Source organism: Salinisphaera sp. C84B14, assembly GCF_040361435.1.
Classification (GTDB): Bacteria; Pseudomonadota; Gammaproteobacteria; order Nevskiales; family Salinisphaeraceae; genus Salinisphaera.
Genome location: NZ_APNL01000003.1, coordinates 165,439 through 191,978, shown reverse-complemented (window position 1 = coordinate 191,978; position 26,540 = coordinate 165,439). Strand labels below are relative to the sequence as shown.

Here is a 26,540-nt window from a genome sequence, read left to right as displayed (position 1 = left end):
AAGAGGAGTAATTGTTGATGTTGAAGCGCCCACATCGACAGCCTTTAGGCAGGATTAAAATTTGTCCATGTGGTTACGCCTTTGCGCTACGACCTCAGCGTTAGCTTAGGCGGCGCGTCTTTGGTGAAAAAGCGCGTCGCGCTCGCCTGTCAGCCTTAAAGTCTAGAGTGATAAGCCGTGCGCAAACGAGCTAGCGGCTTTAGCCGCTAAAGCGGCAAAGTGTAATGGTCTGCGGTACCGCGCGTTTGACGATTTAGGAATTAGGTGAATTAGCTATCGTGCTCTGTGAAAAATATCAATATGGCTTTGAATTAAGATTGCCCATCAATCCAGAACGGTGCCGATTGGGGGCTACAATCTGTACAAAGGCATATCTCTCAAGCGACGCTATGTGCAACTCTATGTATGGCCGCGGCGCCTCTCTTGGGACTAGGGGTTTAGGCGAATGAGTGCGAAAATCTCGATCGCGATGGCAACTTTTAACGGACAAAGCTATCTCTATGACCAGTTGGATAGTCTCGCTCGACAGACTTTGAAGCCGAAGGAGGTAGTAATCTGCGATGATGGCTCAACAGACCGCACATTAGAAATCGTAGAACAATTTAAGAGGAAATCGGAATTTGAGGTTCGTGTATATCAAAATGAAAAACGTCTTGGCTACGCGGATAATTTCCTTAAGGCGGCAAGTCTGTGTACAGGGGACTGGATCGGGTTTTGCGATCAAGATGACGTTTGGGCGCTAGATAAACTGGAAATCGTTTCCGAGTACATTCGGAAAAACCCGTCGGCAGTGCTGATCGCACATCCGGCCGAGTTGGTCAACTACGATTTGACGCGCACAGGAGATTTCGCTTGGGCATCGGCGTATATTGTTTACCCACGATTGACAATGCCGTTTTTTCAGAGCGGTATGGGGTGTGGTCAGGTTTTCAGGGCATTTCTAGTCAAGGACGTGCCGTACAGCTATCGTTTTCCAGCTAGCCCCAAAACTAACGATGTTGTACCTCACGACGATTGGATATTGAGGCTATCCCAGTGTATTGGCTCGGCTTGCTATATTCCTGAGGCGCTGGTCAAAAGGCGCCGTCATTCAGAATCGGCCACAGCAGAGAATAAGCCGCCGGCGTCGGCTCAACCCGGAAAAGGTTATTTAAAAAGGAGGCTTCGGAAGAGAATCCCCGCTGATGTCTTGCTCTACCACGCGAAGTTTTTGCAGAACCGAGCTATCGCTCTTGGTCTGCTTTCAGATACGTCGTCTCCGATACTTCTCGACGAGCTACGTTCGGCGAAGTGCTATTACGAGAGATCAGCGATTATTATGACGGAGCGCGCTAACCTACGGCGCTCGAAACTTCATCTGCGAGTCGCCATACTCCTACGACTCGTATTAAGTTGTGAGTACTGGCGAGCTGGGACGGCTATCGGGGGGTGGCGATCCGCCGCACGCGATGTGCTTGAGGTGTTCACGTGGCGAAAGTAACGCGGGATCACTTATGTAAATTACTTTTGGCCGCGAAGGGGGGTAGGACAACCGGTACTTTTTGGCTTTAAGTTCGTCGGGGTAATTACGATTGAGGAAATAGCGTGTTGTCGAGGGCGTGATAGTCAAGCCTAGGTAATTAGTTGAGCTCACTGCCGAGTGAGGTTTACAGAGGTTAGCGATGCTATTTCGCAGCTGACCAAAAAAACGATACGGCTCAAGCGCGAACGTCACGTCGGCATGTCGTTGTCTGAGCGCTGCGGCGTCGAGCCCAAGGCCGCGTACTCGTGTTTCGGCCTGCTAGAGATGACCGAAGCGCTAAGTCCACGAGGCCGCGATCTTCCAGGCCTGCTGGACTTGGGTTGCTCTCACAATTGGGCCTGCTGGAGTCTCGATCGCGGATGAGCTAAATGTATATTAGCAACATGGGGACGTGCACAGCCGTATAGATAATCGCGCGGTCGGGCGGGTTCGAAGTCTCGTCAACTGAGTTGTCGCGTTGTCTTGACGCGGTCCACGATGAGCTAGAGGCTCGGCGCGTGGGCCGGCGCCAGTACTAGAGCGCGCTAAAAGCGTATTTTCGAGAAGACGTAAGAATAAGCTTTCCCTGCTGGTGTCTCGGTCGCGGTGATTCAAGATTATGTGCGTTAGCGTGCTTTTCTTAATATTTGTCAAGAGTGGAATATAGTTACCACAATGATTCATAACAAGTTAGTTAGCGTGATTATACCGACGTATAACAGAGCAGCTTTGCTCCGGCGGGCGTTAAACTCCGTTTTCAATCAAACTTATCGGCCAATCGAGGTCGTAATTGTAGATGACGGTTCTACTGACGATACGAATCGCATCGTCGAAGATTGGCGGCTTGGTAAAGAAAATAGTGATTTCACCGTAATATTCATTTCCCAGCGCAATAAAGGCGCTCCAGCAGCGCGAAACTTAGGTTATACGAGTTCGCGCGGCGATTATATCCAATTTTTCGATTCCGATGACGTGCTGGTAGAGGAGAAAATTGAAGCCCAAGTGCTCGCTTTGCAATTACACAAAAGTGCTTCTTTTGCGTGGTCGGGATGTGTCACTCAGCGCGGGGCGCCGCGTACGCATTTGTTTCGCGTAGGCCCCGAGAGATGGAAATTTTCGCGAACGAAGCCTACGGAGGGTTTCCGTGTTCCCATTGCTACTGGGATTTTTAGACGAGGTGCGTGTGATCAAATTGGCTTATGGACAGAGTCGTTACGGCGTCACCAGGATTGGGAGTATGGTGTACGCTACTTAGCCTCGGGCGCTAAATCGGTATCTAGCGATCAGGTTGGTTATATCACTATGGCGCATAACGGCGGCCGAATTGATGATCTGGATTCTAATACATTTGACAGAATTGGATATTTAGAGGCTGCGTGCTCTTCGGCCGAGGAGAAGTCAAATGGCCCGGGGTGTTTGGCGGCAAAAATTAGAATTGCTCAATATTATTCTGCTGCGATGATTCAATCGCTTCTATCAGGCCACCGGTTATCTGCCCGCCGGTTTCTCATTAAGATACGACGACTGCTGCCCGTAAAAACAGCGGTTCGAGCGAAAAACGAGCTGCTATATTTTGGGGTCGTATTGCTCGGGGCGAGATTTTGCCGCTTTGTCGTACGACATTTTGTGTCTAACGGTAGCCGCATTTTCCTTAAAAAGTTCGACAGTTAGGTTGTCGTTAGTTTTAACGCACCGAATGAGCGGTTCACACTCGTATGCCAACTCTGCTTTAGCGACACCCGACGGGCTTGAGATGCGTGATTGCCGTCAGATCTTTGTTTTTGTGCGCGAGTAAGCTCGTTATAGATACGTGGTTAGGCTTAAGATTAAAAATCACTTCGACAAGAGTTCCAGTATTTTGATGCGATCCTTTTCCTCTGAAGAAATTATCAGGTTATGTTTAACCCTGTAGGTTGCACGTATCCAGGGAATTACGCTGATGTCGAGACGTGATGGTGCGCCTGATGGCGTGGTAATTCATGTGCTTACGTCACTCCATTTTGGGGGTGTTGAGAAGCATATGGAAATACTGGCGCGAAGTGCGTTCCTGAGTGTGTATGATCATCGGTTCTGCGCAATTGGTGAGGGGGGCCACGTAGCAGCTAACTTAGCAAGCATTCCGGTTCGAGTTACTTGCCTCGGGCTTTCATGCAAGATCCCCAACCCGCGCGCGTTATATCAGTTATGGCGAATGTTCAAACGGGAGGGTCCCTTAATAGTGCATACGCACGGCGCCGAAGCGAATTTCCACGCCCTTATTGCGGCTTGGTTCGCCAAAGTTCCGGTTCGGGTTGGAGAAGAGATTGGTATCCCGAGGCATGGAAGGCGTGCGAGATGGGTATTTAAACAGGTATTTCGCTGTGCACACCGAGTCGTAGGTATCTCAAACGCGGTGGTCAACTGGTTGGTAGTTCATGATGAGGTTCCCAGTGAGAAGGCTGTGCGTATTTATAACCCAGTTGAATTCCCTCCTCATATGCCTGGCCAATCTAACCATAGAGACGGACGCTTTCGTTTAGGTTACGTAGGGCGTCTTGAATCAGTTAAAAATCCAGAAGCCCTTATTCGGGCGACGGGGATTCTTCGAGATCGCGGGATACCAGCGGAAGCATGGCTGGTTGGGGATGGAAGTTTGGCGTCAAGTCTCACTGAATTAGCGAATGACTTAGAGATTGCTGAGCACATTCATTTTTTAGGTTACCAAGAAAGCCCATTCGCAAAAATTTCGATGTGCCATCTGTATGTGCAGCCGTCAATTTCAGAGGGTTTCGGACTCGCCCTCGTAGAGGCAATGGGCTGTGCAGTACCTGTGCTCGCTACATCGGTGGGCGGGGCCCCAGAGATTATCACGCATGATCGTACAGGTTGGTTGATCGAAAAGACCGACGCAAGTGCGGTAGCAGCGGAGCTCCAGCGGATTTGGGCCAACCGCGCTGTATTGCCTGACATAGGACAGGCCGGTCGCGACGCAGTGCTTAGTCGTTTTTTGCCTGAGAACTATGTGCGTGATTTAGACCACTTTTACTCGGCACTCTCGCATGAGTCGCTTGATCAATGATTGAGCTTTCTAATCGTGATATCGCATTCGTTGCCCCGCTTTGGTCGGATAAAATTGTGCGATCTGTCATTCCAGCGAAGAATTTACTTACTAGGCAAAATCGTGCTAAGCGCGTTATCTTTATCGATATCCCTAAAAACGCGGGTCGATCAATATGCAAGGCGGTTTTGGGTAAGCGTGGCCGCCCTATTCCACTGCGTAGGTATTTTACATACGAACCACAATTGACTGAAAAGTGTTTTAAGTTTGCGGTCGTTAGAGATCCAGTCGACCGATTTGTGTCTGCGTTTAATGGGCTCAAAGGGTCTGCTCGCTATTCCGACGACTATAGCGAGTTCGTACGGCGGCAGATCGACCTGTTTTTGTCGGCAGAAGACTTCGGCCAATGGATGGCAAGCTCGCCCTTGAACACGCGTAAAGTGGTTAGTTGGTTGCATTTTTGGCCCCACTATAAACGGGTGAGTGTCCAAAAGGTCGAACTTGACGAAATCCTATACTTCGAAACCCTGCCGTATGATTGGCCAAGGTTTGCTGAACGTCACAGCTTGCCTCGCGATTTGCCGCTTATTGGTAAAAGAGTGTCCGGCTCCGCTCAGATTTCGGATTTCTTGAAGTCATCCTTATACTACATCTATCGTAAGGACTTCGATCTTTTCAAATACGGGGGCACGACATGAGGGCGAAGCATGCCGACTTTAAAAGTTTTAGCGAATTCTGATGGGCAAGATTCGCGTTCTGCATTGCCTCGAGACCGTGGGGTCCGGGGGGGTCGAACAAACTAGGTTATCTTTGGCGCAGAATCTCGATCCAACAATCTATGAGCAACAACTTGTATGTACCAAGGCCGTCGGGTCGCTGCCCGAGCTATTTTCGTACGTTGGATGCGAGATTCATCAAGTTGGCGAATTTAGGGGGATTTTTGATCGTAGACCATATAAAGCGACGCTAGGGATTGTCCGCAAATTTCGGCCCCACATTATTCATGGCGCAGTGTTTGAAGGTTTAGCTCAAGCGGCCGTGACGGGCGTTCTTGGCCGAGTACCGGTGATTATCGGCGAAGAAACTAGCGATCCACAGAATCGGAGGTGGACCGGGCGGTTATTGAATCGCGCGTTCGCTGGGCTTTGCCACCATATGGTAGGTGTTTCTCCTGCTGTTGTTGACTATTTAGAGAAAAAGATTTTTGTCCCGAAGAATAAAGTCACACTAATTAATAATGGGGTTGCCCAGAGGCCGGGCGTTAGTCTCACAGATCTAGGCGTGATTCGAGAACAATTAATGTTGCCGGCCGATGCCTTCGTGATAGGGACGGTGGGTCGATTGTTCGATAGCCACAAACGTACCAGTGATCTGATCAAAGCAATGCCTTTAATTGTTCACGAGGCTCCTGGCGCGAAGCTTCTTATTGTCGGCTCTGGCCCGGACGAAGAGACTTTGCATAATCTGGCTAGCAAGCTAGGTGTGGAGCAGAGCGTGATCTTCGCCGGTTATCAAGGGGATCCACAGGCTTTCTATCAGTTAATGGACGTGTTCGCGTTGGCGTCCGTCCGTGAGGCCTTCGGGCTGGTTCTGGTCGAGGCGATGTTTGCCGAGCTTCCTGTTGTGGCGACGCATGTCGGCGGTATTCCAGACGTGGTTAAAGACGGTGATACAGGGTACCTGGTTGAGCCTAGCCGGCCGGACGACCTAGCAAGCGCAATACTTAATCTAGCCCACGATACGAAGAAGAGGCGTTCGATGGGCCAGAATGGGCGCAAACGTGCGATGGCGCGGTTTGGCGCTAAGCGCTACGTCGATGAGGTTGATCGGCTTTACCGACGTTTGCTTTTCGAGCGCAAAGTCATATGAATATTTTATTTGTTAGTTGGGACGGCCCGCAAGTCTCATATTTAGAGGGGTTATTTTTGCCGATATTCGGCTGTCTAGCAGCTGAAGGTTGGAAATTCCACGTCGTGCAGTTTACTTGGAGCTGCGCTGAACGGGTCCAGAAAACTCGTGACGCATGCGAAGTAATGGATATACCGTATCGCTCAATTGGAGTGTGGCGTAGGCCAGTGTCGCTTGGGTCGTTGCTTACAGCGCTATACGGAATCAAGTTTATTCGTGAAGCGATTCAAGACTGGCAGATTGATGTAGTCATGCCGCGCAGTACGCTACCAGCGCTTTCCTGTATGTGGGCGTTAAAGAGTACGGCGTTGCCGATGCTGTTCGACGCTGACGGTTTACCATTGGATGAGAGGGTTGATTTTGCCGGGCTGTCTTCGAATGGTGTGGTTTATCGTTTTTTGCGGGATGTCGAGGCTCAAGCTGTGCGCCAGTCCGAATTAGTGCTGACTCGTACCCGCGCAGCAGCCGATATCCTTTTAGCAAGGGCGGGGGCAAGTACACCTGTTGAGCGGTTCCATATAGTGGGGAATGGGCGGGATACACAGCGGTTTACTCTCATTGAATCGGATGTTAGATCCGAAGTTCGTGCCGAGTTGGGAGTAAGAGAGGATTCTCCGCTGGTCGTATATGTTGGTTCTCTTGGAGATCAATACTGCTTAGAGGAAATGTTATCGGTATTTCACGATATTTTTCAAAGGCGATCGGATGCTTATTTTTTGATTTTAACTGAGTCGGTAGAGATAGCTTGCTCCGCGGTGGCAAAGCACTCGGAGGTGGCGCATCGGATAGTTGTTCGGTCGGCGTCTCCGGCCGATGTTCCTATGTATATCTCGAGTGCTGATTTAGGGCTTGCTTTTCGTCGTCCCACATTTTCAATGCAGGGCGTTGCGCCTATTAAATTAGGGGAATATCTGCTGTGCGGCGTGCCGGTGCTAGCTACGGCGGGAGTAGGAGATACGTCCGGGATTTCCCCTGACGTAGGGTTGCTGCTTCACGAATTCGGTTTTGAAACGCGTGAGGCGGCGGCAGTCTGGTTCACGGACCAAGTACTGCCATCTCGAGAGCGGTTTCGCTCACGGTGTCGAGAGATTGGCATTATGCACCACTCGTTGGAATCAACGGTGAATTTGTATTCCCATGCACTGCAGGGTCTGCGCCGTTGAAGGTGACGTTACTTTCTAAATACAGCCGCTTGGGCGCCAGTAGTAGATTGCGCTCGCTCCAGTTCTGCGGATTTCTTCACGACGTGGGGCTCGAGATAACAGTGCGTCCTCTCTTTAATAATTTTTATCTAGAAAATTTGTATGCGGGGAAGGGTCGCTCGATCTCTGCGATCGCGTGCCTTTATGCCGCGCGTGTTAGGTGTTTACGCGAAGCGTCCGGTTCCGATCTGCTGTGGGTAGAGAAGGAAGCTCTTCCGTTTATACCCTATAGGCTCGAGCGGGCACTGATGCCGAAAAACGTGCCCTACGTCGTCGATTATGATGACGCGGTGTTCCACAACTACGATAGTTCGCGACATGCGCTAGTCCGGAAGTTGCTGGGCCACAAGATAGATCGCGTCATGGCCGGTGCTGCGACTGTGATTTGCGGCAACCGGTATCTAGCGGCGCGCGCCACCCGGGCAGGCGCCAGGCATATCCGGCATATACCGACAGTGGTGGATGCCGCCCGATACATGCCGGTACCCAATGCGGGAAATGTCCGCCCCGTGATCGGTTGGATCGGTTCCCCCTCGACTCAGAAATACGTCTTAGCGCTGCGGGCAGTATTCGAAAGACTGTACCAGACTCATCCTATCCGCTTGGTTTTAGTGGGCGCTCGCCCGGAGCTGGCGCAACAGTTCGGACCAGTGCCTGTTGAGGTGTTGCCATGGGCCGAGGATACGGAAGCTCACCACGTTGCTAGCTTCGATATCGGAATCATGCCGCTGCCGGACAAGCCGTGGGAGCGCGGCAAGTGCGGCTATAAACTAATTCAGTATATGGCCTGCGCCAAACCGGTGGTGGCCTCGCCGGTCGGTGTGAATACCGAGATCGTGGAAGGTTGGGATTGCGGGCTGTTGGCGGAAGGCGATAATCAGTGGTTCGTTGCGCTTGATCGCCTGCTGAGTCAGACGGGGGGGCGTGTCGAGTTTGGCAGGCGTGGGCGGCTAGCGGTGGAAAGCCACTACTCTCTGCAGGCGCAGGCGCCAAATTTGGCTTGTATCCTCCGTAATGCTGCCGGGATGGTGGAGTAGCCTCCATCCGTCTTGCAAAGAAATTGAAGGTAGACTTTCCTTCAATTCCCGCTGTGAATATGGGCGAAAACCGTTTTTATGATCGCTTACTGGATTGTATATTTTAGTGCAGTATTGCTTGCGCTCACGAGGTTGCGTGTTTCGCAGCTTGGATGGGCGCTGATCGGTGCCGCCCTGGCGTGTTTTGTTGGACTGCGCTATCAGGTGGGTGCCGACTGGTATAGATATCTCTTCTATCTGGAAAATGTGAACGGGCTTCCGTTCTATCGGGCGCTTGAGTTGAAGGACCCGGGTTACCAAGCTCTCAACTGGGTGTCTGCGTTGCTCGGGCTGGACGTCTGGTTCGTTAACCTCGTCGCAGCCGGCGTTTTCGTATACGGCCTTATCCGCTTTGTTCAGTTGTTGCCGGACCCGCGAATAGCTCTGGCTGTTTCCATCCCTTACATGATAACCGTGATGGCGATGGGGTATACGCGACAGGCCATGGCCTTTGGTTTTGTGCTTTGGGGGCTAACATATCTGATACGGCGGCGGCTTGTTCGGTTTGTTGTGTTGCTCGCGATCGGGGCGACAATTCATAAGTCGGCCGTTATCCTGGTTCCACTAGCCGTCTTGGCGAACACCAAGGACCGGACATGGTCGATCGTATGGGTCGGTGCGACTGGCCTGATATTGTTCGCGCTGCTGTTGCAGGAACACGTCGATGCGCTCTACCAGCAGTATGTGATCTCCGATTACGCTGAAGCCGCCCAGGGCGGTCCGATTCGCGCGATGATGAACGCGTTGCCGGCGGCAACGTTCATTCTGTTCCGTAAGCGCTTTGTTATGAGACCGGAGGAACGCGCGCTCTGGTTTTGGGTCTCGGTACTGTGCCTCGCTTGTGTACCACTCTTGGCAGTATCGGCGACCGCCGTCGATCGGGTTGCACTCTATCTAATGCCGATTCAGCTCGTTGTAGCGAGTTACTTGCCCGAATTCTTTAGCCGAAAGGATCGAATACTTCCTCGTATCGGTTTGCTCGGACTATATGGCGCCGTTATGTTCGTGTGGCTCAACTACGCGGGACACAGTGATGCGTGGCTACCTTATCAGTTCTGGCCGACAGCTTGATTGTGGTGGGCAAAGATCACACGTTTTGCTTGGTCGATTTTTAGTCGTTGTAGCACGCGAGCGTACGGTTGTTGATTTCGGTGTCGCTGAACCGCTCGATCGCAATCTGCCTGGAGCGCTCCTGCAACTCATAGAGTGTCTCCCATGAGCTATCTAGGATCTTTCGCAAGGCGCCGGCTAATTGGTCAGGATTGCTTGGCTTGATGTAGTAGCCGTTGCTGCCGTTCTCGACAATGTCTTCACAGGCCGGAATTGTCGTCGTGATCAAAGCGCAACCAGCCGCTGCCGCTTCGATTAAAACCTTCGGCGTGCCCTCTCGATAATAGGTCGGCAACACGACTATGTCTGTCGCCGCTAACAGTTCAGGCATGTCATCCTGATGACCTAGATACCGGTGTAGAGTACTGACTGATAAGTCTGCGACTTCTTGTTCGCTAAGTGAAGACGGGTTGCCGGGGTAAGGTTTGCCGGCAATACGACTATCGAATTTGTATCCTTGTTCTCGAAGCGTGGCCGTAGCTTGCAGATAATCGCGAATGCCCTTTTCCGCGATCAGACGACCGCAGAATAGAAGGCGGCGCTTATCATTCGTGGATGGCTTGCGGTTCATTGGATGGAAAGCTTCGCAATCCACACCGGAGCCGCGAATCACGCGGGTGCGCTCGCGGGGTATTAAGCCATTATCTATGAACTCGGTGCGGTCAAACTCGTTCTGGAATATCAGTTGGGCTTTGGACACCTTCAAGCCCAGCTTAAGAGCAATCAGCACAAGATTTTTGAGTAGGCGTACGGTGGCGCGCTGTGAGGTGAACAGATAGCCCATGCCGGTAAGCGCGCCCACTATACGAGCACGCGGAACGAACGGCGCCGCCAAACAGCCGTAGAGCACACATTTGAGCGTGAACAAGTGGATGACGTCGGGCCGGACTTTGCGACATTCTCGGATCAGTCGGTAAAGCGCCCAGGCTTCCCGGAACGGATTCGCGCCTTTCGTGCTCAAGGGCAGCGTTTTAACGGGCCACTTATGGGATCGCAGGCGTTCGGTGTAGCCGCTGTCGCTACATGCCAGATACGGTATCCAGCCACGTCTTTCAGCTTCCTTGATCAAGTTGAGCCGAAAGTTGAACAGATACCAGTCGGTATTCGCGACATAGAGCACGCGTCGGTCGCGAGACGGCTCTTCCACTGTGCTCATAAATCCGGCTCAGCCCTGCCATCCAGCTCTCGCCTGAGCGCTGTCTTCCAATGTGGAGGTATGTCTACAATGGTGAAAATGCGTTGACAGTTCAGAACGCTATACGCCGGTCGCTTTGCCGGGGTCGGGAAGCCTGCTGTGTCGGTAGGCTCCAGAGCCGACAAGCGCGCTTCAGGTTGTTGTTCTACTAAGTGGCGGCGGATTTCTACAGCGAACTCGTACCAGCTCGCGTCGCCTTTGTTCGTGAAATGGTAGATGCCGCCATTCGCGTTTTTATCGACCACAGCCCAAAGTGCGCTGGCGAGATCGCTTGCGGTGGTCGGCGTGCCGCGTTGGTCATCGACGATATTTAAAGCGTCCCGTTCACGCATCAGACGTTGCATGTTGGTTAGGAAGTTTTTACCGGCTCGACTGTATACCCATGCTGTCCTTACAACGATGGCCTCGCCTTGGGTCGCTTCCATCGCTGCTCGTTCACCTGCGAGCTTGGTTCGGCCATACACGTTGAGTGGATTTGTGTCATCGTCCGGCCGATAGGGACGATTGGCGGTGCCATCGAAAACAAAGTCGGTCGACACATGTAGTAACCGCGCGCCGTTAATATCCGCGGCTTCGGCGAGATGCCGTACTGCGGTTTCATTGACGGCCTTGGCCTGTTCCGGCTCTTCTTCGGCCTTATCCACTGCGGTATAAGCAGCGGCGTTGACTATCCACGCTGGCTGCGACGCGGCCACCGTTTCTTGTACGCGCTTAGGATCGGTTATATCGAGGTCGCGGCTACTCAGTGCGGTGATATGCGCCCAGCTCGGCGGATTTGCCTGCAACGCCTGACCGAGCTGACCGTTGGCGCCGGTGATCAGTATGCGCATGTTTTACTCGAACAAATCGGCGGACGACAATGCCGGTGCATCTCGATCCTTCGGAGAAACGAGGGGCGGCTGTTGCAGGCTGGGCCATTCGATGCCGATCGTGGTGTCGTTCCAAGCGATGCTGCGCTCGCATTCCGGAGCATAGGGCGCATCGACTTTGTAGATCACTTCGGCGGTTTCCGACGTGACTAAAAAGCCGTGGGCAAAGCCTGCCGGCACCCAAAGTTGTCGCGCGTTTTCGGCCGATAAGCGTGTGCCGGTCCATAGGCCGAACGTGGGCGAATTTCGGCGTATATCCACGGCTACGTCGAAGACCTCGCCTTGCACCGCGCGCACAAGCTTGCTTTGTGCGTGGGGGGGCATTTGGTAATGCAGGCCACGCAGCACGCCCTCTGTGGATCGGGAGTGGTTGTCCTGGATGAATTCGATGTCCAGACCAGTAGCCTTTGCAAACGTCGATCGGTTGTAACTTTCCATGAAGAAGCCGCGATCATCGCCATAGCGCTTGGGCGTGAGTATGAGCACGCCTTCCAGGGCGGTGGTCTCTACTTCCATTTTCAGATTGCTCCGCCTTTAGAAGATGCGTTCTTCGAGTATGCGCAACAGGTATTGCCCATATCCATTCTTTTTAAGCGGTTCGGCGAGCTCGCGAACTTGTGCTTCGGAAATATAGCCCGCCCGATACGCCACTTCTTCGGGGCAGGCGATTTTGAGGCCTTGTCGTTTCTCGAGCGTTTCGATGAACGTTGCGGCTTCGAGCAGGCTCTCATGCGTTCCGGTATCGAGCCATGCCATGCCGCGACCCATACGCTGTACACGTAAATCGCCTGCTTCCAGATAAAGACGGTTGAGATCCGTTATTTCGAGTTCGCCTCGATGACTGGGCTCGATCTGCTTGGCCAGATCGACAACACGATTGTCGTAGAAATACAGGCCGGTAATCGCATAACGGGACTTGGGGCGTTCGGGCTTTTCCTCGATCGATCGCGCAGTGCCATTATCGTCAAATTCTACGACGCCGTAGCGGCTGGCATCGTTTACGGGATAAGCAAATACAGTGGCGCCACTGGTTTGATTCGCTGCGTTCCGTAGTAGTGGCTCGAGGTCGTGCCCATAGAAAATATTGTCGCCAAGAACGAGGGCACAGGAGTCGTTCGCAATAAAATCTTCAGCAATGATGAACGCCTGTGCGAGTCCTTCCGGTTCGGGTTGCACCGCGTATGTAAGCTGTAGACCCCATTGGCTGCCGTCGCCAAGCAGCTGTTCAAAGCGTGGCGTATCTTGGGGTGTGGAGATGATCAGGATTTCATCGATGCCGGCGAGCATGAGCGCCGTCAACGGATAGTAGATCATCGGCTTGTCGTAAACCGGCAGTAGCTGTTTCGACACCGCCATCGTGATCGGGTAGAGCCGCGTGCCGCTACCGCCAGCGAGAATAATACCTTTCATTAACTATCCCTTTGCGAGACCCAATCGCTGGCCGTCGTAACCTCGGTCGCGAGCAGTTTTCGCCCATTCGGGGTGGTCGAGGATCCAGCGAATCGTTCGCTTCAGCCCGGATTCCAGCGTTTCTATCGGTCGCCAGCCGAGCTCGTGTTCGATCTTGGATGCGTCGATCGCGTAGCGCTGATCGTGCCCTTTACGATCGTCGACGAATGAAATGAGTGCTTCGCGCGGGCCGATGTTGGCGTCCGGCGCGATAGCGTTCAGTTCGTGGCATATGGTGCGCACGAGTTCGAGATTGGTTCGCTCGTTAAGCCCGCCGATATTGTAGTGTTCTCCGGTTTTGCCTTGTTCGAACACGAGCGCGAGCGCGCGGGCGTGGTCTTCAACGTATAGCCAGTCGCGCACGTTCTGGCCGTCGCCGTACACGGGGAGGGCGCGACCATTCAGCGCATTGAGCACCATGAGCGGAATGAGCTTTTCCGGGAACTGCCAGGGGCCGTAATTGTTGGAGCAGTTCGTGAGTACGGTCGGCACACCGTAGGTGTGTTGCCAGGCGCGTACGAGATGGTCCGACCCTGCCTTGCTGGCGGAATAAGGTGAGTTGGGCGCGTATGGGGTTTTTTCCGTAAATAAGCCTTCGTCGCCTAGCGAGCCGTAAACTTCATCGGTCGAGACGTGATGGAAGCGAAAGCTCTTCTTGCGATTCGACTCAAGCTGTTCGTAGTAAGCCCTTGCTGCTTCGAGCAAATTGAATGTGCCGACGATGTTCGTTTGAATGAAATCTGCCGGCCCGTCGATTGAACGGTCCACATGCGATTCTGCGGCTAGATGAATAATCCCGTCGGGTTGATACTCATTCATCACTCGGTTTATTGCTTCGGCATCGCGGATGTCGACATGTTCAAACGCGTAGCGCGGGCTTTCGGATGCGGCTTCGAGAGCGTCGAGATTGGCGGCGTAGGTCAGGGCATCGACATTAACGACCTCATGTTCTGTTTCTGCGATGAGATGGCAAATGAGCGCCGAGCCGATGAAACCGGCGCCGCCGGTGACGAGTATTTTCATGCGCATTATCGACTGTGTTTTACGAGGCCCGCTTGATTAGCGGCTGACGAGCGTTGCTGTCGACCATTCGTGCTGGCAACGAGGCGCGAGTTTATCAGAGTGCGGATTGACTTGTGGGTTGGCCGAAGCTGGGCGGCCGCGGTATGTCTCCCCGGATTTACGATGATTATTGGGATATCAGGCCCGGCTAGCGGTGGCGTGTCCGTTCATTGCCGCTGGTTGAAACGACGTCCCGGCGCTGGGTCTTGCACACCGGTTTTGTTCGTAAGGCGCGTTTTCTACCCCAAGGGATATATGCGATGGGTAGCATTCGAATGTAATTGGGAATAGCGGCTAATTCCGCTAGCATCGCGTTCGCATCTGTTCACAAGGGGCTTTGTGGTCCGTTCGAACCGGCTCTTCGTTTTAGGGATAACGCATGGCTGCGGTTGATCATTTCGACGGTTCGGTATCGATTGCCGTCATCGGCTTGGGATATGTGGGCTTGCCCCTGGCCGTCGCCTTCGGCCGGCATTACGACACGCTGGGTTTCGATATCGATGGGCGTCGTATCGAGCAGCTTGCGGACGGCTACGATTTTACGCGCGAGGTCAGCGCGGAGGATCTGCGCAGTTCCGGCGTGCGGTTTTCGGCCGACGCCGAGGCGCTTGCCGACGCGAATATTTATATCGTGACGGTGCCAACCCCCGTAACGGACTCTAACGTGCCGGACTTTGGCCCATTGATTGCCGCGTCTCGCACGATCGGGCCGTATCTGAAGGCCGGGGATATCGTGGTGTATGAATCCACGGTCTACCCGGGCGCGACCGAAGAGCGCTGTGTGCCGATTCTGGCTTCGCTGTCCGGCCTTGTATTCAACGAGGGCTTTTTCGTGGGTTATAGCCCGGAGCGGGCGAACCCCGGGGATGCGGCGCACGGCTTGGCGAATATCACCAAGGTGGTATCGGGCTCGACCGATGAAGTCGCGGACCGTTTGGTCGCGCTTTACGGCACGATCGTGCCGGCCGGTATCCATCGCGCTTCCAGTATTGCAGTCGCCGAAGCGGCGAAGGTAATCGAGAACGTACAGCGCGATATCAATGTGGCGCTGGTCAACGAGCTGTCGAAGATCTTTACGCGTTTGGGTATCGATACCGAAGAGGTATTGAAAGCAGCCGGCACCAAATGGAATTTCCTGCCGTTCCGGCCGGGCCTTGTCGGCGGGCATTGCATTGGCGTGGACCCTTATTACCTCACCTACAAGGCGCAAGCCGCGGGCTATCACCCAGAGATGATCCTGGCCGGGCGGCGTATCAACGACGGTATGGGCCGCTATATCACGTACGAGGTGATTCGCCTGATGCTTCGGCGCAAGATCCAGGTGCACGGGGCGCGTGTGTTGATGATGGGGATTACGTTCAAGGAGAACTGCCCGGATATCCGCAATACACGGGTGGTGGATATCGTGCACGAGCTGATGGAGATGGATGTCGTGGTCGATATCTACGACCCGTGGGCGGACGCCGACAAGGTTGAGCACGAGTACGGTTTGCGTACGGTGGAGTCGCCTGAAGCGGGCACGTACGACGCCGCCGTGGTCGCGGTGGCGCATCGCGAATTTCAGGCGATGGGGGCGGCTGCGATTCGCGCGCTTTGTAAGCCCGAGCATATTGTTTACGACGTGAAGTATGCATTTGGCGCAGAGGAGACGGACGGGCGGCTTTAGGTTTTAGGCGGTTTGCTCAGGTGGCGTTAGGCGGCTTGTTTGGTGTGTAAAGTTGGGGCTTGAGCTCCTGTCGGCTTACGCCTTCGGCTAAGCCGACCTACGGGGCGATGAGGCTCCGGCCACGCTTTACGTAGGTTGGATTAGCGCAGCGTAATCCAACAGGGATGTGGCCTGGTGGCCCCGCGTGCCAATGCGCTCGGAATCGCCTTCGGGGCGCGTTCATGTTGGCTTACGGTCTTCGGCCTAAGCCAACCTACGGGCTACGAGGCTTGGGCCACGCGTTACGTAGGTTGGATTAGCGCAGCGTAATCCAACAGGGGCTTGGCCTGGTGGCCCGGCGGGCCAATGCGCCTGGAATCGCCTTCGAGGCGCGATCATGTTGGCTTACGGCCTTCGGCCTAAGCCAACCTACGGCCTGTCAATTCGGGTGGCTCGCGCTTTCGTCGCTTTGTCGGCTTACGCTTCGCCAAGCCGACCTACGTGGGCTTTGTATCGGCCGTGTAGCTGGGTTGCGGGCGTTATACTGCGCGGCTTGCGGCGTTGGGTTGCTGCGCTTTATCCATTCGGCAGCGCTTTATCCATTCGGCAGGGATTGTTATGAAGGTACTCGTCACCGGTGCGGCCGGCTTTATCGGTTCGCATGTTGCGCATCTTTTGCTGGATCGCGGCGAAACGGTTGTTGGCGTCGACAATCTGGACCCGTATTACGATCCGACGCTTAAGCAGGCGCGTTTTGATCGCTTGATTGCACGCGACGGGTTCGAATCTGTTCATATGAACATCGCCGATCGCGAGGCGATGCCGGCGTTGTTTGAGAAGCACCGCTTCGATGGCGTGGTGCATCTGGCGGCGCAGGCGGGGGTGCGGCATTCGTTGACGCACCCTCATGACTATATCGATAGCAATGTGACGGGGACTTTAAACGTGCTGGAAGGGTGCCGGCATACGAAGGTTGGGCACCTCGTGTATGCGTCGACGAGTTCGGCGTATGGCCTGTCGACCGACATGCCGTTTTCGCCGCAGGGCACGGCTGATCATCCGGCGGCGATCTATGCGGCGTCCAAGCGCGCAACTGAGTTGATGGCCCATTCTTATTCGCATCTTTACGGTTTGCCGACGACGGGGCTGCGTTTCTTCACGGTGTATGGGCCGTGGGGGCGCCCGGATATGGCGCTGTTTCTGTTCACGCGCAAGATGCTGGCGGGCGAGCCGATCCCGGTATTCAACCACGGGCAGCATCGGCGCGATTTCACCTATGTGGACGATATCGCCCAAGGCGTGGTTCGCATTCTTTACAAGCCCGCTGAGCCCGACCCGAACTGGTCGAGCGACGCGCCGACGTTGGGCACAAGCTGTGCGCCGTGGCGAATCTACAATATCGGCAATGGGGACCCGGTGCCGCTGATGGACTATATCCATCGGTTGGAGGAATGCCTGGGTATCGAAGCAGAAAAAGAGATGCTTCCCATGCAGGCCGGCGATATCGAGGCGACCAGCGCGGATGTGACCGGCTTGTTCGAAGCCGTGGGGTACCGTCCCCAGGTCCGCGTGCAGGAGGGGGTGAAGAACTTCGTGGAATGGTATCGCGGGTATTACGAGGTTTGATTGGCCGGTTTAAGAAGCGATCGTAATCGTCTGATTGGATTATATTTATCGCTTTATTGTTCGGCTTGTGCTGGGCTTGGTCGCTCGAAGGATGAGCGGGCTCGATATCGGGTTGGGGCGGTCGCTTTTATCGACGGCTTCATTAAGGGCCGTAATCGGGCTTTATAAGTTGCCGGGTCAGTTGGGGCAGTGTTCTTTGTCGGCTTACGCTTCGCTAAGTCGCCCGACGGGTAGGGTCCCCGGTAATTCGGGTGGGCGAGGGAGTTGCAGGCCGGGATGGCGATGCTTGCATTGCCTGTTTTGGACGACTTGGTGGGGACGAGTCTTTGCTGGCCGGCTTCGGTTTCGAGGGGACTGCCAGGTGGCGCGAATTTGCGCATTCTTGCGCCATTTGACGGGCAGGGTGTCTACGACCGGCAATAAGGTGGGTAACCCGGGGTGCACGCCGCGCCGCTTGATAATCGACATGAGGGGCAGTCGGCAAGCCGCTGAATTGTAGGCATGACTTCCGAGCCCAAAGGCTCCGATCGGCGCTTATTTTTGGGTGTTATTTCCCACGGCCGGGCGCGATACCAGCGCCCTATTAAGGTGGCATTCAAGCAATCGTCATAATGTCCGTTGTAATATTGCGCCGCGACAAGAGCCAAAACTGGTTTCTACGAGGGCTGAACGGTAGCTGTTTCACTATGATCAACACGTTTATCGGCCTCATTGCGTTTGCCTTGAGTGCGGTTGCGATACTTGTATTGCGCCCTTTGTGTCACAAGATCGGCCATGTCGATCACCCCGGCGGCCGTAAGGCCCACTCGCTGGCGACGCCACTTTGTGGCGGGGTTGCCATCGCGCTCACCGTGATGTTGCTTGGGATTGGCATGGTGCCGTCGCGTCAGTTTGCCGGTTTTGCCTTCGGTATTACCGTACTGCTGGTGCTCGGTGCGCTCGACGACAGGAAGCATGTGCCGGCGCCGGTACGGCTCGCGCTGCAAACGCTGGCGGTAGGCGCGGGCATGTGCTTTTTCGGCGAGGTGTACTTGCAGAATCTGGGCGCGATCTTCGGCGCCGAGGATTTCGAGCTCGGCGGTCACGCCATCTGGTTCAGCATCTTTGCCGCGGTGGGCATTATTAACGCCGTGAATATGGTCGATGGCATGGACGGCCTGGCCGGCGGTTTCTCGGTGATGATCGTGGCGACGATTCTTGCGCTGGCAGCCGGTACCAGCGCGGTCAACGTCGTGCTGCTTTGCGTGACGCTTGGCAGCGTACTGGGTTTTCTTGCCTTCAATCTTCGTATGCCCTGGCAAAAGCATGCCCGCATTTTCCTGGGCGACGCGGGGTCTCTGGTGCTCGGCTTCATTCTGACCTGGTTCACTATCCAGGCAGCCCAGGGCCCGCATGCGGTCATCGAACCCATTACGGCTGTGTGGTTGTTCGGGCTGCCGCTGGCCGACACGGTGTATCTGATGGTTTCGCGGGTGATGCGCGGCAAAAGCCCGCTGGCAGCGGACAGCTACCATTTTCACCATCTGCTACAGCGCCTGGGGCTGAGCCCCGGCTGGGCGCTTTATGCGTGGCTCGCCGTGGCTGGCGCGTTCATGGGCACGGGACTGGTAACCCAGGGGCTCGGCGTGAGCGAGTCGGCGCGATGCGCCGTGTTTATGGTGGTCTTTGCCTGCTATTGCCTTGCCACGAACGCGCTCTGGGCGCGCGTGCGCCAGCGCGTTGCGGCGCCCGCCGTCTAAGGGTTAATACTGACGACAAGAATCGTCAGTTTTATGACCGAAACTGTCACTTTGGCGTCAATCGTGGGTGCTGCCTAGCTCGCCCACGGGGTTTAGCCCCGATCCCGTCCTAGAAAAGTCATATTTTCTTTTTCTGCAGTGCGTTTCCGTTTGGGTTTCGTGCTAGATTGTTGGCGTTGGGTATCAGCAATACCCGACGGTTTGGGGGACATCACAGAAGAGGCAATGATGGCGGACGGCTTTGATCTGGCTGGGTCGCGAGGTTGCACGTCGGTGGGTGGCAATAACTCGCAGGCTGGGCGGTGCGACGTTAATCGTTCGTGGCTCTCGCTTGATTTGTCGATCCATCCCGCTGGTTCTGGCTCCGTGCTTATTCCCGTGAGCAGCGGCAGGAAATCACGGTGACTATCGCTGTGGCGATGACATCGAATGCACGTGGTGATCGGGCAAGGCGGGGCGCCTCTGCTGAAAGTTTTTCGTGCGCGCGATCCTTTGTTTTCGCGCCGAGGTTGAGAGCGCGGTACACGCGCGTATCGCTGGCGCTGGGCGGATGTGTTGCCGGGCGCGGTTTTTGTGACGGAGTTCGTGCGTGAGCACTTTTCGCCCGTTCTTAGACGAAACGTGTGCCGACGCCCACCGTGCTCGCACATGGCAGCGCATGGGGCGGGCCCTGTTCGTTGCCCTGGTGGCGATGCTTGTGGTGACCAACGCGCACGCCGATGTCGACGACCAGCCGAGTGTGGCGATTTACTACGGCAACGATGTGCCCGTGGATATGCTCGCGCAGTACGACTGGGCCGTGGTCGAGTCGGAGCATATGGCTGAAGGCCAGCTCGACGAACTCGAGAAGTACGGTACCCAAGCGTTCGCCTATGTAAGCCTCGGCGAAGCCGAGCACTGGCGGGCTGGCGAGAGCCTGCCCAGTGAGGCGCTCAAGGCACGCAATGAGGGCTGGAACAGCCAGGCCGCGGATCTTACCCAGAAGAAGTGGGGCGACTACATCGTTAATGAGCGCATTCGCCCGCTCTGGAACCAAGGCTACCGCGCGCTGTTTCTGGATACGCTCGACAGCTACCGGCTCTTTGCCACTGACGAAAAGTCGGCGGCCGAGCAGCAGCAGGCGCTGGTCGCGCTGATCAAACGTATTCGTTCAGAATTTCCGGGTATCAAGCTGCTGCTCAACCGCGGCTTCGAGGTTCTGGATCGGGTGCGCGGCGATATCGTCGGTGTGGCAGCCGAATCGCTGTACCAGTCGTGGGACGTGCGTACGCAAAGCTATCGCGACGTCAAACCGGAAGACACGCAGTACGTGCTCGACCGCCTGCGCGAGGTGCGAAACGACTACGGCCTGCCGGCAATCGCAATCGACTATGTCGCCCCGGCCGACCGCGAGCTCGCCCGACAGACCGCGCGCCGTATCGCCGACGATGGCATCGTGCCCTGGGTGAGCAATGGTGCGCTCAACCAGGTAGGTGTGGGCTCGATCGAGCCGATGCCGCGCAAGGTGCTCGTGCTCTTCGATGCTTCGGAAGTCGAGTACAACGAGGTCGCGTATTCGAACGCGCACCTTAATATCGCCATGCCGCTCGAGTACCTTGGGTACGGCGCAGTCTATAAGGATGTGGACGGCCCGCTGCCGGAAGATACATTGCGCGGCCGCTACGTCGGTGTGGTGAGTTGGCTCAACGGGCGCGTGGGCGCGCAGTCGGCCTACCGCGACTGGCTTCTCAAGCAGATGCGCGATGGTGTGCAGGTGGCCATGTTCGGCTCGCCCGGCATCCCGGTGACCGGCGAACTGTCTGACCTGACCGGTTTGCAGGTGGTGCCGTCGATTTCCGACGAGGGGCTCGAGGTCGTCGACCATGACGACATGCTCGGCTTCGAGGGCATGCCGAGTACGCCGGCCACCAATGAAACGGGCTATGAGCTGGTCGGCGACGGTCTTACGGCGCATCTGTCCATGCGCGACGGCAACGGTGCGAACTTCGTGCCGATCGCCACCGGCAGCTGGGGCGGCGTGGCGCTCTCGCCGTGGCTCGTCCAGCAAGGCATGGCCGATCAGGCGCGCTGGATTCTCGACCCGTTCGCATTCTTGAAGCGGGCCCTGGCGCTGCCGGATATGCCCGTTGCGGATGCGACCACCGAAAACGGTTCCCGCTACTGGATGACCGAGGTGGACGGCGACGCGTTCATGAACCGGGCCGCGTTTCCGGGCAACCCGTTCACCAGCCAGGTCATGCTCGATCGCATATTCAAGCAATATCGCGTGCCGACGACGGTATCGGTGATCGAGGGCGAGCTGTCGCCGGAAGGGCTGTATCCGGAACTGTCCAGCCAGCTGGAACCCATTGCGCGCGAGATCTTCAAGCTGCCCTGGGTCGAGATTGCATCGCATACCTTCAGCCACCCGTTCGACTGGCCTGCCTTGGAAGAAGGCGACCTCGCCGGCGAGGGGCGGACCGCGGCCGGGTTTGCCTACAATCTGCCGATCAAGGGTTACCGCTTCTCGTTGGAGAAAGAAGTCGCCGGCTCGACGCGTTACATCAATGAAAACCTGGCGCCGCCCGGGAAGCGGGTCACGACGGTGCTGTGGAGCGGCAACGCACTGCCGCCGGAAAAGGCGCTCGCGATCGCGGACCGTCTGGGGCTCGAAAATCTCAACGGCGGCAATACGCACATCATGTCGGATAACCCGACGCTGCTCGACGTCACCCCCATGTTGCGGCCGCAGGGCAAGCACATGCAGGTGTATGCCCCTGTAATCAACGAAAACGTCTATACCAACGACATGACCGGGCCCTACTGGGGTTTTCGGCGCGTAATCGAGACGTTCAAGCTCACCGACGAGCCGCGGCGCCTCAAGCCCATCGATATCTATTACCATTTTTACTCCGCCGGCCGCCCGGCCTCGCTGAATGCGCTCAAGGATGTCTATGCCTATGCGCGCAGTCAGCGCACGCTGCCGCTGTTTGCCAGCGAATACAGTCGTATCGCACGCAACTGGTATGACGCCGGGGTTGCCCGACGCCTCGACGGCGGCTGGCAGATCACCGGTGCCACGCATATGCGTACCCTCAGGCTGCCCGCATCTCTGGGTTGGCCGGATATGGCGGCCTCCAGTGGCGTTGTCGGTGTGAGCGATCTGCGCCCCGGGCGCTATGTGTCGCTTTCGGGCGAGCCGCGGGTGACGTTGCAGCTGCAGCAACGCGAGCCGTCGACACCGTATGTGCGGCGCTCGAACGGACGCATCACGCAATGGCGTAACGCCGGCGGCGACGTAACCCTGGAGATGGCCGCGGAGCACGTGCCACTGGAGATCGAGTTGGCCGGCACCACGGGGTGTCGGGTCTCGGCAGACGGCGCATCGCGTCGGGGTGGGGGCAATACGGTAACGCTGCGCTATACAGGCAGCACGTCGGGACCTGTAAGGATCGACTGTGGCTGAACACAATCAAGAACAAGAGCCGACAAAACGCACCCGGTTTGTCCGGCCGCTGACGCTGCTGATCATCACGGCGGTGCTGGTGGTGGCGCTGGTGCTGCTGTTTCCGGCCCGACGCTTCCTGTCGCTCAGTCAGGACGACACGGGCAAGGATGATCCCTCCAGCGTTTCGATCACCTATCTCGAAGCGCTGCTGGAAGCCAACCCCGGCGACGACCAGCTGCGCCTGAAGCTGGCGCGCCAGCTCGCCGCCGCCGGCAACATTCCGAAGGCGATGGAAGTGATGCAGCCGTTGGCGGATAGCACCGACGCGAACGCACGCTGGCTGTATCACCAGATTTCCTGGCAGGCATTCAACGCGCTGCAGGCCGACGACCCGCGCCGTGACGCCCAGCAGGGCGAACTGATCGCCCAGATGAACGCCCTCGAGCGCAGCGAGTCGCTGACCGCCGACCAGCTGGAAGTGCTTGCCGCGCGCTGGCTGGAACTCGGGCGCCCGGCACGAGCGGCCGATCTTTATGAGCGCCTGGCCGCACAGGATCCGGCTCGTGCCTACGACTGGTATGGCGAAGCCGCGCGCTGGTGGCTGGCCGCCGACGCGCCCATGCGGGCCGCGCAGGCCTGGCAGTCCGCCTTTGCGGCGACCGACGATGAATCCATGCGCCGCGACGCGGCGCTGGCCGCGCTCGATGCCGCGCAGCAGACCAACGACGGCAGCGGTCTGCGTATGGCGGGCGAGTTCATCGACGCTTACCCGGACGATCCCACTTTCCTCGATATCGGCATCGAGATGGCGCTGGCGAACAATCGCCTGGCCCAGGCTCAGGCCTGGTCGCGTCGCTATGTGAAGCTGCGCCCGGACGACGAGCAGGGCCTGGAGCGCGACGCGCAGATTGCCCTGGCGAACAATCAGCTCGATGAAGCGCTTGCCGGGCTACAACGACTGGTCAATCGTAACCCGGACAACGTCAGCCTGCGTGCCCAGCTCGCCCAGGTGCAGCTCTGGGCCGGGCAGCCGGCGGCGGCCCTGGCCAACTACAAGTGGCTGGCGCAGCGCAGCAGCTCCGACGAGTACGATAATCAGATCATCGATCTCGGCACTGACCTCAACGACACCGCCGCGGTACTGGCCGCATTGCAGCGTATCCAGTCGCGCCACCCCCTGAGCACCAGCCAGCGCCGGCTGCTTGTGGACGTGCTCAACAGCGAGGGCGATCCGGATCGCGCCATTTCGATGTTGTCGAACTGGGTGAACGAGGGTTCGCCCGACGAGGATCTCTGGGTGCGGTTGGCCCGCTTGCAGGAGCTCAACGGCGACCTGCCGGGCGCGCTTGCCACCTGGAACGAAATCGCGTCGCGCTTTGGTCGTGGCCTGGAAGAAAGCCAGGCGCGCGGTCGCCTGTTGACCCGCCAGTGGCAGGTCGACGAGGCGCTGGCGGTGATGACGTCGCTGCCTAACAAGCCCGGCACCGCCACCGATGAGGAAGTTTTCTACTGGGAAACCGTTGGCGAGCTGGCGTGGAACCAGAACCGTCCGGCGGTCGCCCGCGATGCTTACTACCAGCTTTATCTCGGGCGCAAGCTCGACGAGACGGGCTATCTGCGTCTGGCACAGGCGGCCGTGGTGACGGGGCGCATGGATATGGCCATGGAAGTGGCCCGTACCGACTGGCGCGAGAACCAGCACGGCGACATGATCGTGACCATGCTGGCCGCGGCACAGCGCGAAAATCGGCCCGACCTCACCCGCGAACTCATCGCCATGGCACAGACGCGGCCGGCCGTGTTCGAGCAGTCGGCCGACTACTGGCAGCTCTACGGCGATTACCAGTACCAGCAGCGCGATCTCGCTCGCGCGCGGCGCGCCTATCTCAAGTCGCTGTCACTGGCGCCCGACGACGCCGGTACCCGGTCGGCCCTGCTGGCGACGCTGGCAGACGGCGGCTATACCGAGGAGCTGGCGCGCTACGTCAATGCCTGGTCGGACGATGCCAAGAACGACTCGCGGCAGTGGCCGGTGTTCGCCATGGCCTACAGCCGGTTGGGCCAGACGCGTACGGCCCTGCCGTGGTACGACCGCGCGGTACAGCGCGACCCCGATAATTACCTGCTCGTGCTCGACTATGCCGATGCGCTCGAGCGCGGTCGGCGCTTCGACTCGGCGCGGCGCATGCGCGAATATGCGCTCACCGAACTGCGCCCGCGGCTGATGAACCACCTGCAGGCGCAGGGTAAGCTCACCCGCGAACAGCGCGAGCAGGATGGCCGCATTCTGTCGGTGCAGGCGACCATGCTGGGGGCCGACGAAGGCCGCGACTGGCTGCGTCGGGCCCTGGATGGGCGCAGCGGTGACGAACTCACGCCGACCGATGTCGAAATGCTGTTCGGCTACTATCTCAGTGAAGAAGAGCCGGCCTATTCGCGCTACTGGCTGCTGCAGGCGCATCGCCGCCGTATCGCCACCGAAGACTGGCAGGAACTCGCGGTTGCCTTGCAGGCCAACGACCAGGTTGCGATGCAGCGCATCCTCGAAGGCTCGCGTCCGGATGGCGGTATCGGCATTGCCGATCGCATCACGGCGTTGCGCCAGCTCGATTACCGGGCCCGCGCGCTGGTGCTGGCGCTTGAGCACGAACGCCCGGACGAACCCTATGTGACGGGTATCGACGTGGTGCCGCGATATGCGGCCGAGCTCTACCAGACCATGCCGCAGAATTTCGGCACGGAACTGATCGTGCGCAGCATCAGCGATCTGGACATCAACTCCGAAAGCGTATTCCTGCGCTTGAGCGGCGAGAAGCTGTCCACGCGCGTCGAGCTGGGCGCGCGTCAGCTCTCGGCCGACGACGATCTGGTTGATCTCGACGGTCTGGAAGACGAGCAATTCGCCAACGTTGTGCTCAACTGGCGCGAGCGTCGCGGCTTGACCACCGTGCGTGTGGGGGCGGTTTCCACCGACGCCAAGGACATCGCCCAGCTGGGCCTGCGTCAGGACTGGCAGCTCACCAGCAACGTCGGCGCTTCGGTGTTCCTGGACATCAATACGCTGGCGGACGATACCGCCCAGTTGCGCGCGCTCGGACTGCGCGACGATCTGGGCGTGGGCCTGGAATGGGTGCTCAACCCGCGTGACAGTCTTTCGCTGACCGCGACCTACTCGCAGTACCACTCGCGCGAGGATCGTAACGACCTCGGCGATGGCTACGGTGTGGAAGCATCGTTCGCGCACTCGTTGATGGTGGGGCCGACGCATCAGGTCCAGGCACGCATTTTCGCGGACACGTCGCAGAACTTCCTGGAAGACGATCTGCCGTCCGACATGGCGGCGCGCCTGCCGGCCGGCACCAACCTCAACGACGTCGTACCCACGCGATACACCTTTCTTGGCGCGGGCCTGTCGTTCGCACGCGGCATTCCGGGCGAGGAATATCCGCTGGTGGCGTCGCCGCGTTATCAGTTGAATATCGATACCGGCTATGTGCTGCCCGACAACGAGTTCGGCATCAGCGCGAACGTCGCGATCGGCAGCCGCGTATTCGGCAGCGACGAGTTGAGCTTGAACTTTGGCGTCGATCAGACCGGCAGTCAGACCCAGGACAATTCGTACAGCGGTTCCATCAAGTATCAGTATTTCCTCGGCCGTTAACGCGCCGAAAAAGAACGCTCAACAACGTCACTC

18 protein-coding genes are annotated in these 26,540 nt (G+C 57.0%); 13 read left to right on the top strand and 5 right to left on the bottom strand.

Going from position 1 to position 26,540, the window contains the following annotated elements; translation table 11 throughout:
* The first annotated feature begins 445 nt into the window (after positions 1-445).
* The 8 genes from C84B14_RS03715 to C84B14_RS03680 all read left to right on the top strand — a co-directional run bounded on the left by C84B14_RS03715 (position 446) and on the right by C84B14_RS03680 (position 9,795).
* Positions 446-1,480, top strand: a complete 1,035-nt coding sequence (locus C84B14_RS03715; RefSeq protein ID WP_353221939.1) for a glycosyltransferase — start codon at positions 446-448, stop codon at positions 1,478-1,480.
* 696 nt (positions 1,481-2,176) lie between these two features.
* Positions 2,177-3,172, top strand: a complete 996-nt coding sequence (locus C84B14_RS03710) for a glycosyltransferase family 2 protein (RefSeq protein ID WP_353221938.1) — start codon at positions 2,177-2,179, stop codon at positions 3,170-3,172.
* Between the two features lie 268 nt (positions 3,173-3,440).
* Entirely contained in the window at positions 3,441-4,559 is a 1,119-nt protein-coding gene (locus tag C84B14_RS03705; protein WP_353221936.1) for a glycosyltransferase, read from the top strand.
* Positions 4,556-5,236: a sulfotransferase family 2 domain-containing protein gene (locus C84B14_RS03700; RefSeq protein WP_353221934.1), complete on the top strand. Its 681-nt coding sequence runs from the start codon at positions 4,556-4,558 to the stop codon at positions 5,234-5,236. Before C84B14_RS03705 ends, C84B14_RS03700 begins: the two co-directional genes overlap by 4 nt.
* A 40-nt stretch (positions 5,237-5,276) precedes the next feature.
* Positions 5,277-6,407 carry a glycosyltransferase gene (locus tag C84B14_RS03695; protein ID WP_353221932.1) on the top strand — a complete coding sequence of 377 codons (1,131 nt, stop codon included), beginning with the start codon at positions 5,277-5,279 and terminating at the stop codon, positions 6,405-6,407.
* Positions 6,404-7,609 carry a glycosyltransferase family 4 protein gene (locus C84B14_RS03690; RefSeq protein ID WP_353221930.1) on the top strand — a complete coding sequence of 402 codons (1,206 nt, stop codon included), beginning with the start codon at positions 6,404-6,406 and terminating at the stop codon, positions 7,607-7,609. The genes C84B14_RS03695 and C84B14_RS03690 overlap by 4 nt, the downstream gene beginning before the upstream one ends.
* Positions 7,610-7,611: 2 nt before the next feature.
* Complete coding sequence (locus C84B14_RS03685) at positions 7,612-8,685, top strand: glycosyltransferase family 4 protein (protein WP_353222054.1); 1,074 nt, start codon at positions 7,612-7,614, stop codon at positions 8,683-8,685.
* A gap of 78 nt (positions 8,686-8,763) precedes the next feature.
* Positions 8,764-9,795 (top strand): EpsG family protein, encoded by a 1,032-nt coding sequence (locus C84B14_RS03680; RefSeq protein WP_353180657.1) that lies wholly within the window; start codon positions 8,764-8,766, stop codon positions 9,793-9,795.
* Positions 9,796-9,835: 40 nt separating this feature from the next.
* On the opposite strand, the gene C84B14_RS03675 is transcribed toward C84B14_RS03680, so the two are convergent.
* The 5 genes from C84B14_RS03675 to rfbB are packed head-to-tail and all read right to left on the bottom strand — an operon-like array spanning position 9,836 to position 14,370.
* The gene (locus C84B14_RS03675; protein WP_353180656.1) at positions 9,836-10,990 is read right to left on the bottom strand and encodes a glycosyltransferase family 4 protein; all 1,155 of its coding nucleotides are present in this window, start codon (positions 10,988-10,990) and stop codon (positions 9,836-9,838) included.
* On the bottom strand, positions 10,987-11,859 hold the full coding sequence (gene rfbD, locus C84B14_RS03670) for a dTDP-4-dehydrorhamnose reductase (RefSeq protein WP_353180655.1): 873 nt from the start codon (positions 11,857-11,859) through the stop codon (positions 10,987-10,989). The genes C84B14_RS03675 and rfbD overlap by 4 nt, the downstream gene beginning before the upstream one ends.
* Positions 11,860-11,862: 3 nt before the next feature.
* Positions 11,863-12,414 carry a dTDP-4-dehydrorhamnose 3,5-epimerase gene (rfbC, locus tag C84B14_RS03665; protein WP_353180654.1) on the bottom strand — a complete coding sequence of 184 codons (552 nt, stop codon included), beginning with the start codon at positions 12,412-12,414 and terminating at the stop codon, positions 11,863-11,865.
* 18 nt (positions 12,415-12,432) lie between these two features.
* Positions 12,433-13,308 carry a glucose-1-phosphate thymidylyltransferase RfbA gene (gene rfbA, locus C84B14_RS03660; RefSeq protein WP_353180653.1) on the bottom strand — a complete coding sequence of 292 codons (876 nt, stop codon included), beginning with the start codon at positions 13,306-13,308 and terminating at the stop codon, positions 12,433-12,435.
* Positions 13,309-13,311: 3 nt separating this feature from the next.
* Positions 13,312-14,370, bottom strand: coding sequence for a dTDP-glucose 4,6-dehydratase (gene rfbB / locus C84B14_RS03655; protein WP_353221929.1), 1,059 nt, complete (start codon positions 14,368-14,370; stop codon positions 13,312-13,314).
* 418 nt (positions 14,371-14,788) lie between these two features.
* Between rfbB and C84B14_RS03650 the strand changes: the two genes are divergently transcribed.
* The 5 genes from C84B14_RS03650 (at position 14,789) to C84B14_RS03630 (ending at position 26,507) form a co-directional block, all read left to right on the top strand.
* Positions 14,789-16,075: a nucleotide sugar dehydrogenase gene (locus C84B14_RS03650; protein ID WP_353221927.1), complete on the top strand. Its 1,287-nt coding sequence runs from the start codon at positions 14,789-14,791 to the stop codon at positions 16,073-16,075.
* A 597-nt stretch (positions 16,076-16,672) separates the two neighbouring features.
* Positions 16,673-17,680, top strand: coding sequence for an NAD-dependent epimerase (locus tag C84B14_RS03645; RefSeq protein ID WP_353221925.1), 1,008 nt, complete (start codon positions 16,673-16,675; stop codon positions 17,678-17,680).
* A gap of 686 nt (positions 17,681-18,366) precedes the next feature.
* The gene (locus C84B14_RS03640) at positions 18,367-19,419 is read left to right on the top strand and encodes an MraY family glycosyltransferase (RefSeq protein ID WP_353221923.1); all 1,053 of its coding nucleotides are present in this window, start codon (positions 18,367-18,369) and stop codon (positions 19,417-19,419) included.
* A gap of 589 nt (positions 19,420-20,008) precedes the next feature.
* Positions 20,009-22,864 (top strand): bifunctional glycoside hydrolase/polysaccharide deacetylase family protein, encoded by a 2,856-nt coding sequence (locus tag C84B14_RS03635; protein ID WP_353221921.1) that lies wholly within the window; start codon positions 20,009-20,011, stop codon positions 22,862-22,864.
* Positions 22,857-26,507, top strand: coding sequence for a tetratricopeptide repeat protein (locus tag C84B14_RS03630; RefSeq protein ID WP_353221919.1), 3,651 nt, complete (start codon positions 22,857-22,859; stop codon positions 26,505-26,507). The genes C84B14_RS03635 and C84B14_RS03630 overlap by 8 nt, the downstream gene beginning before the upstream one ends.
* The last annotated feature ends 33 nt before the right edge of the window (positions 26,508-26,540 follow it).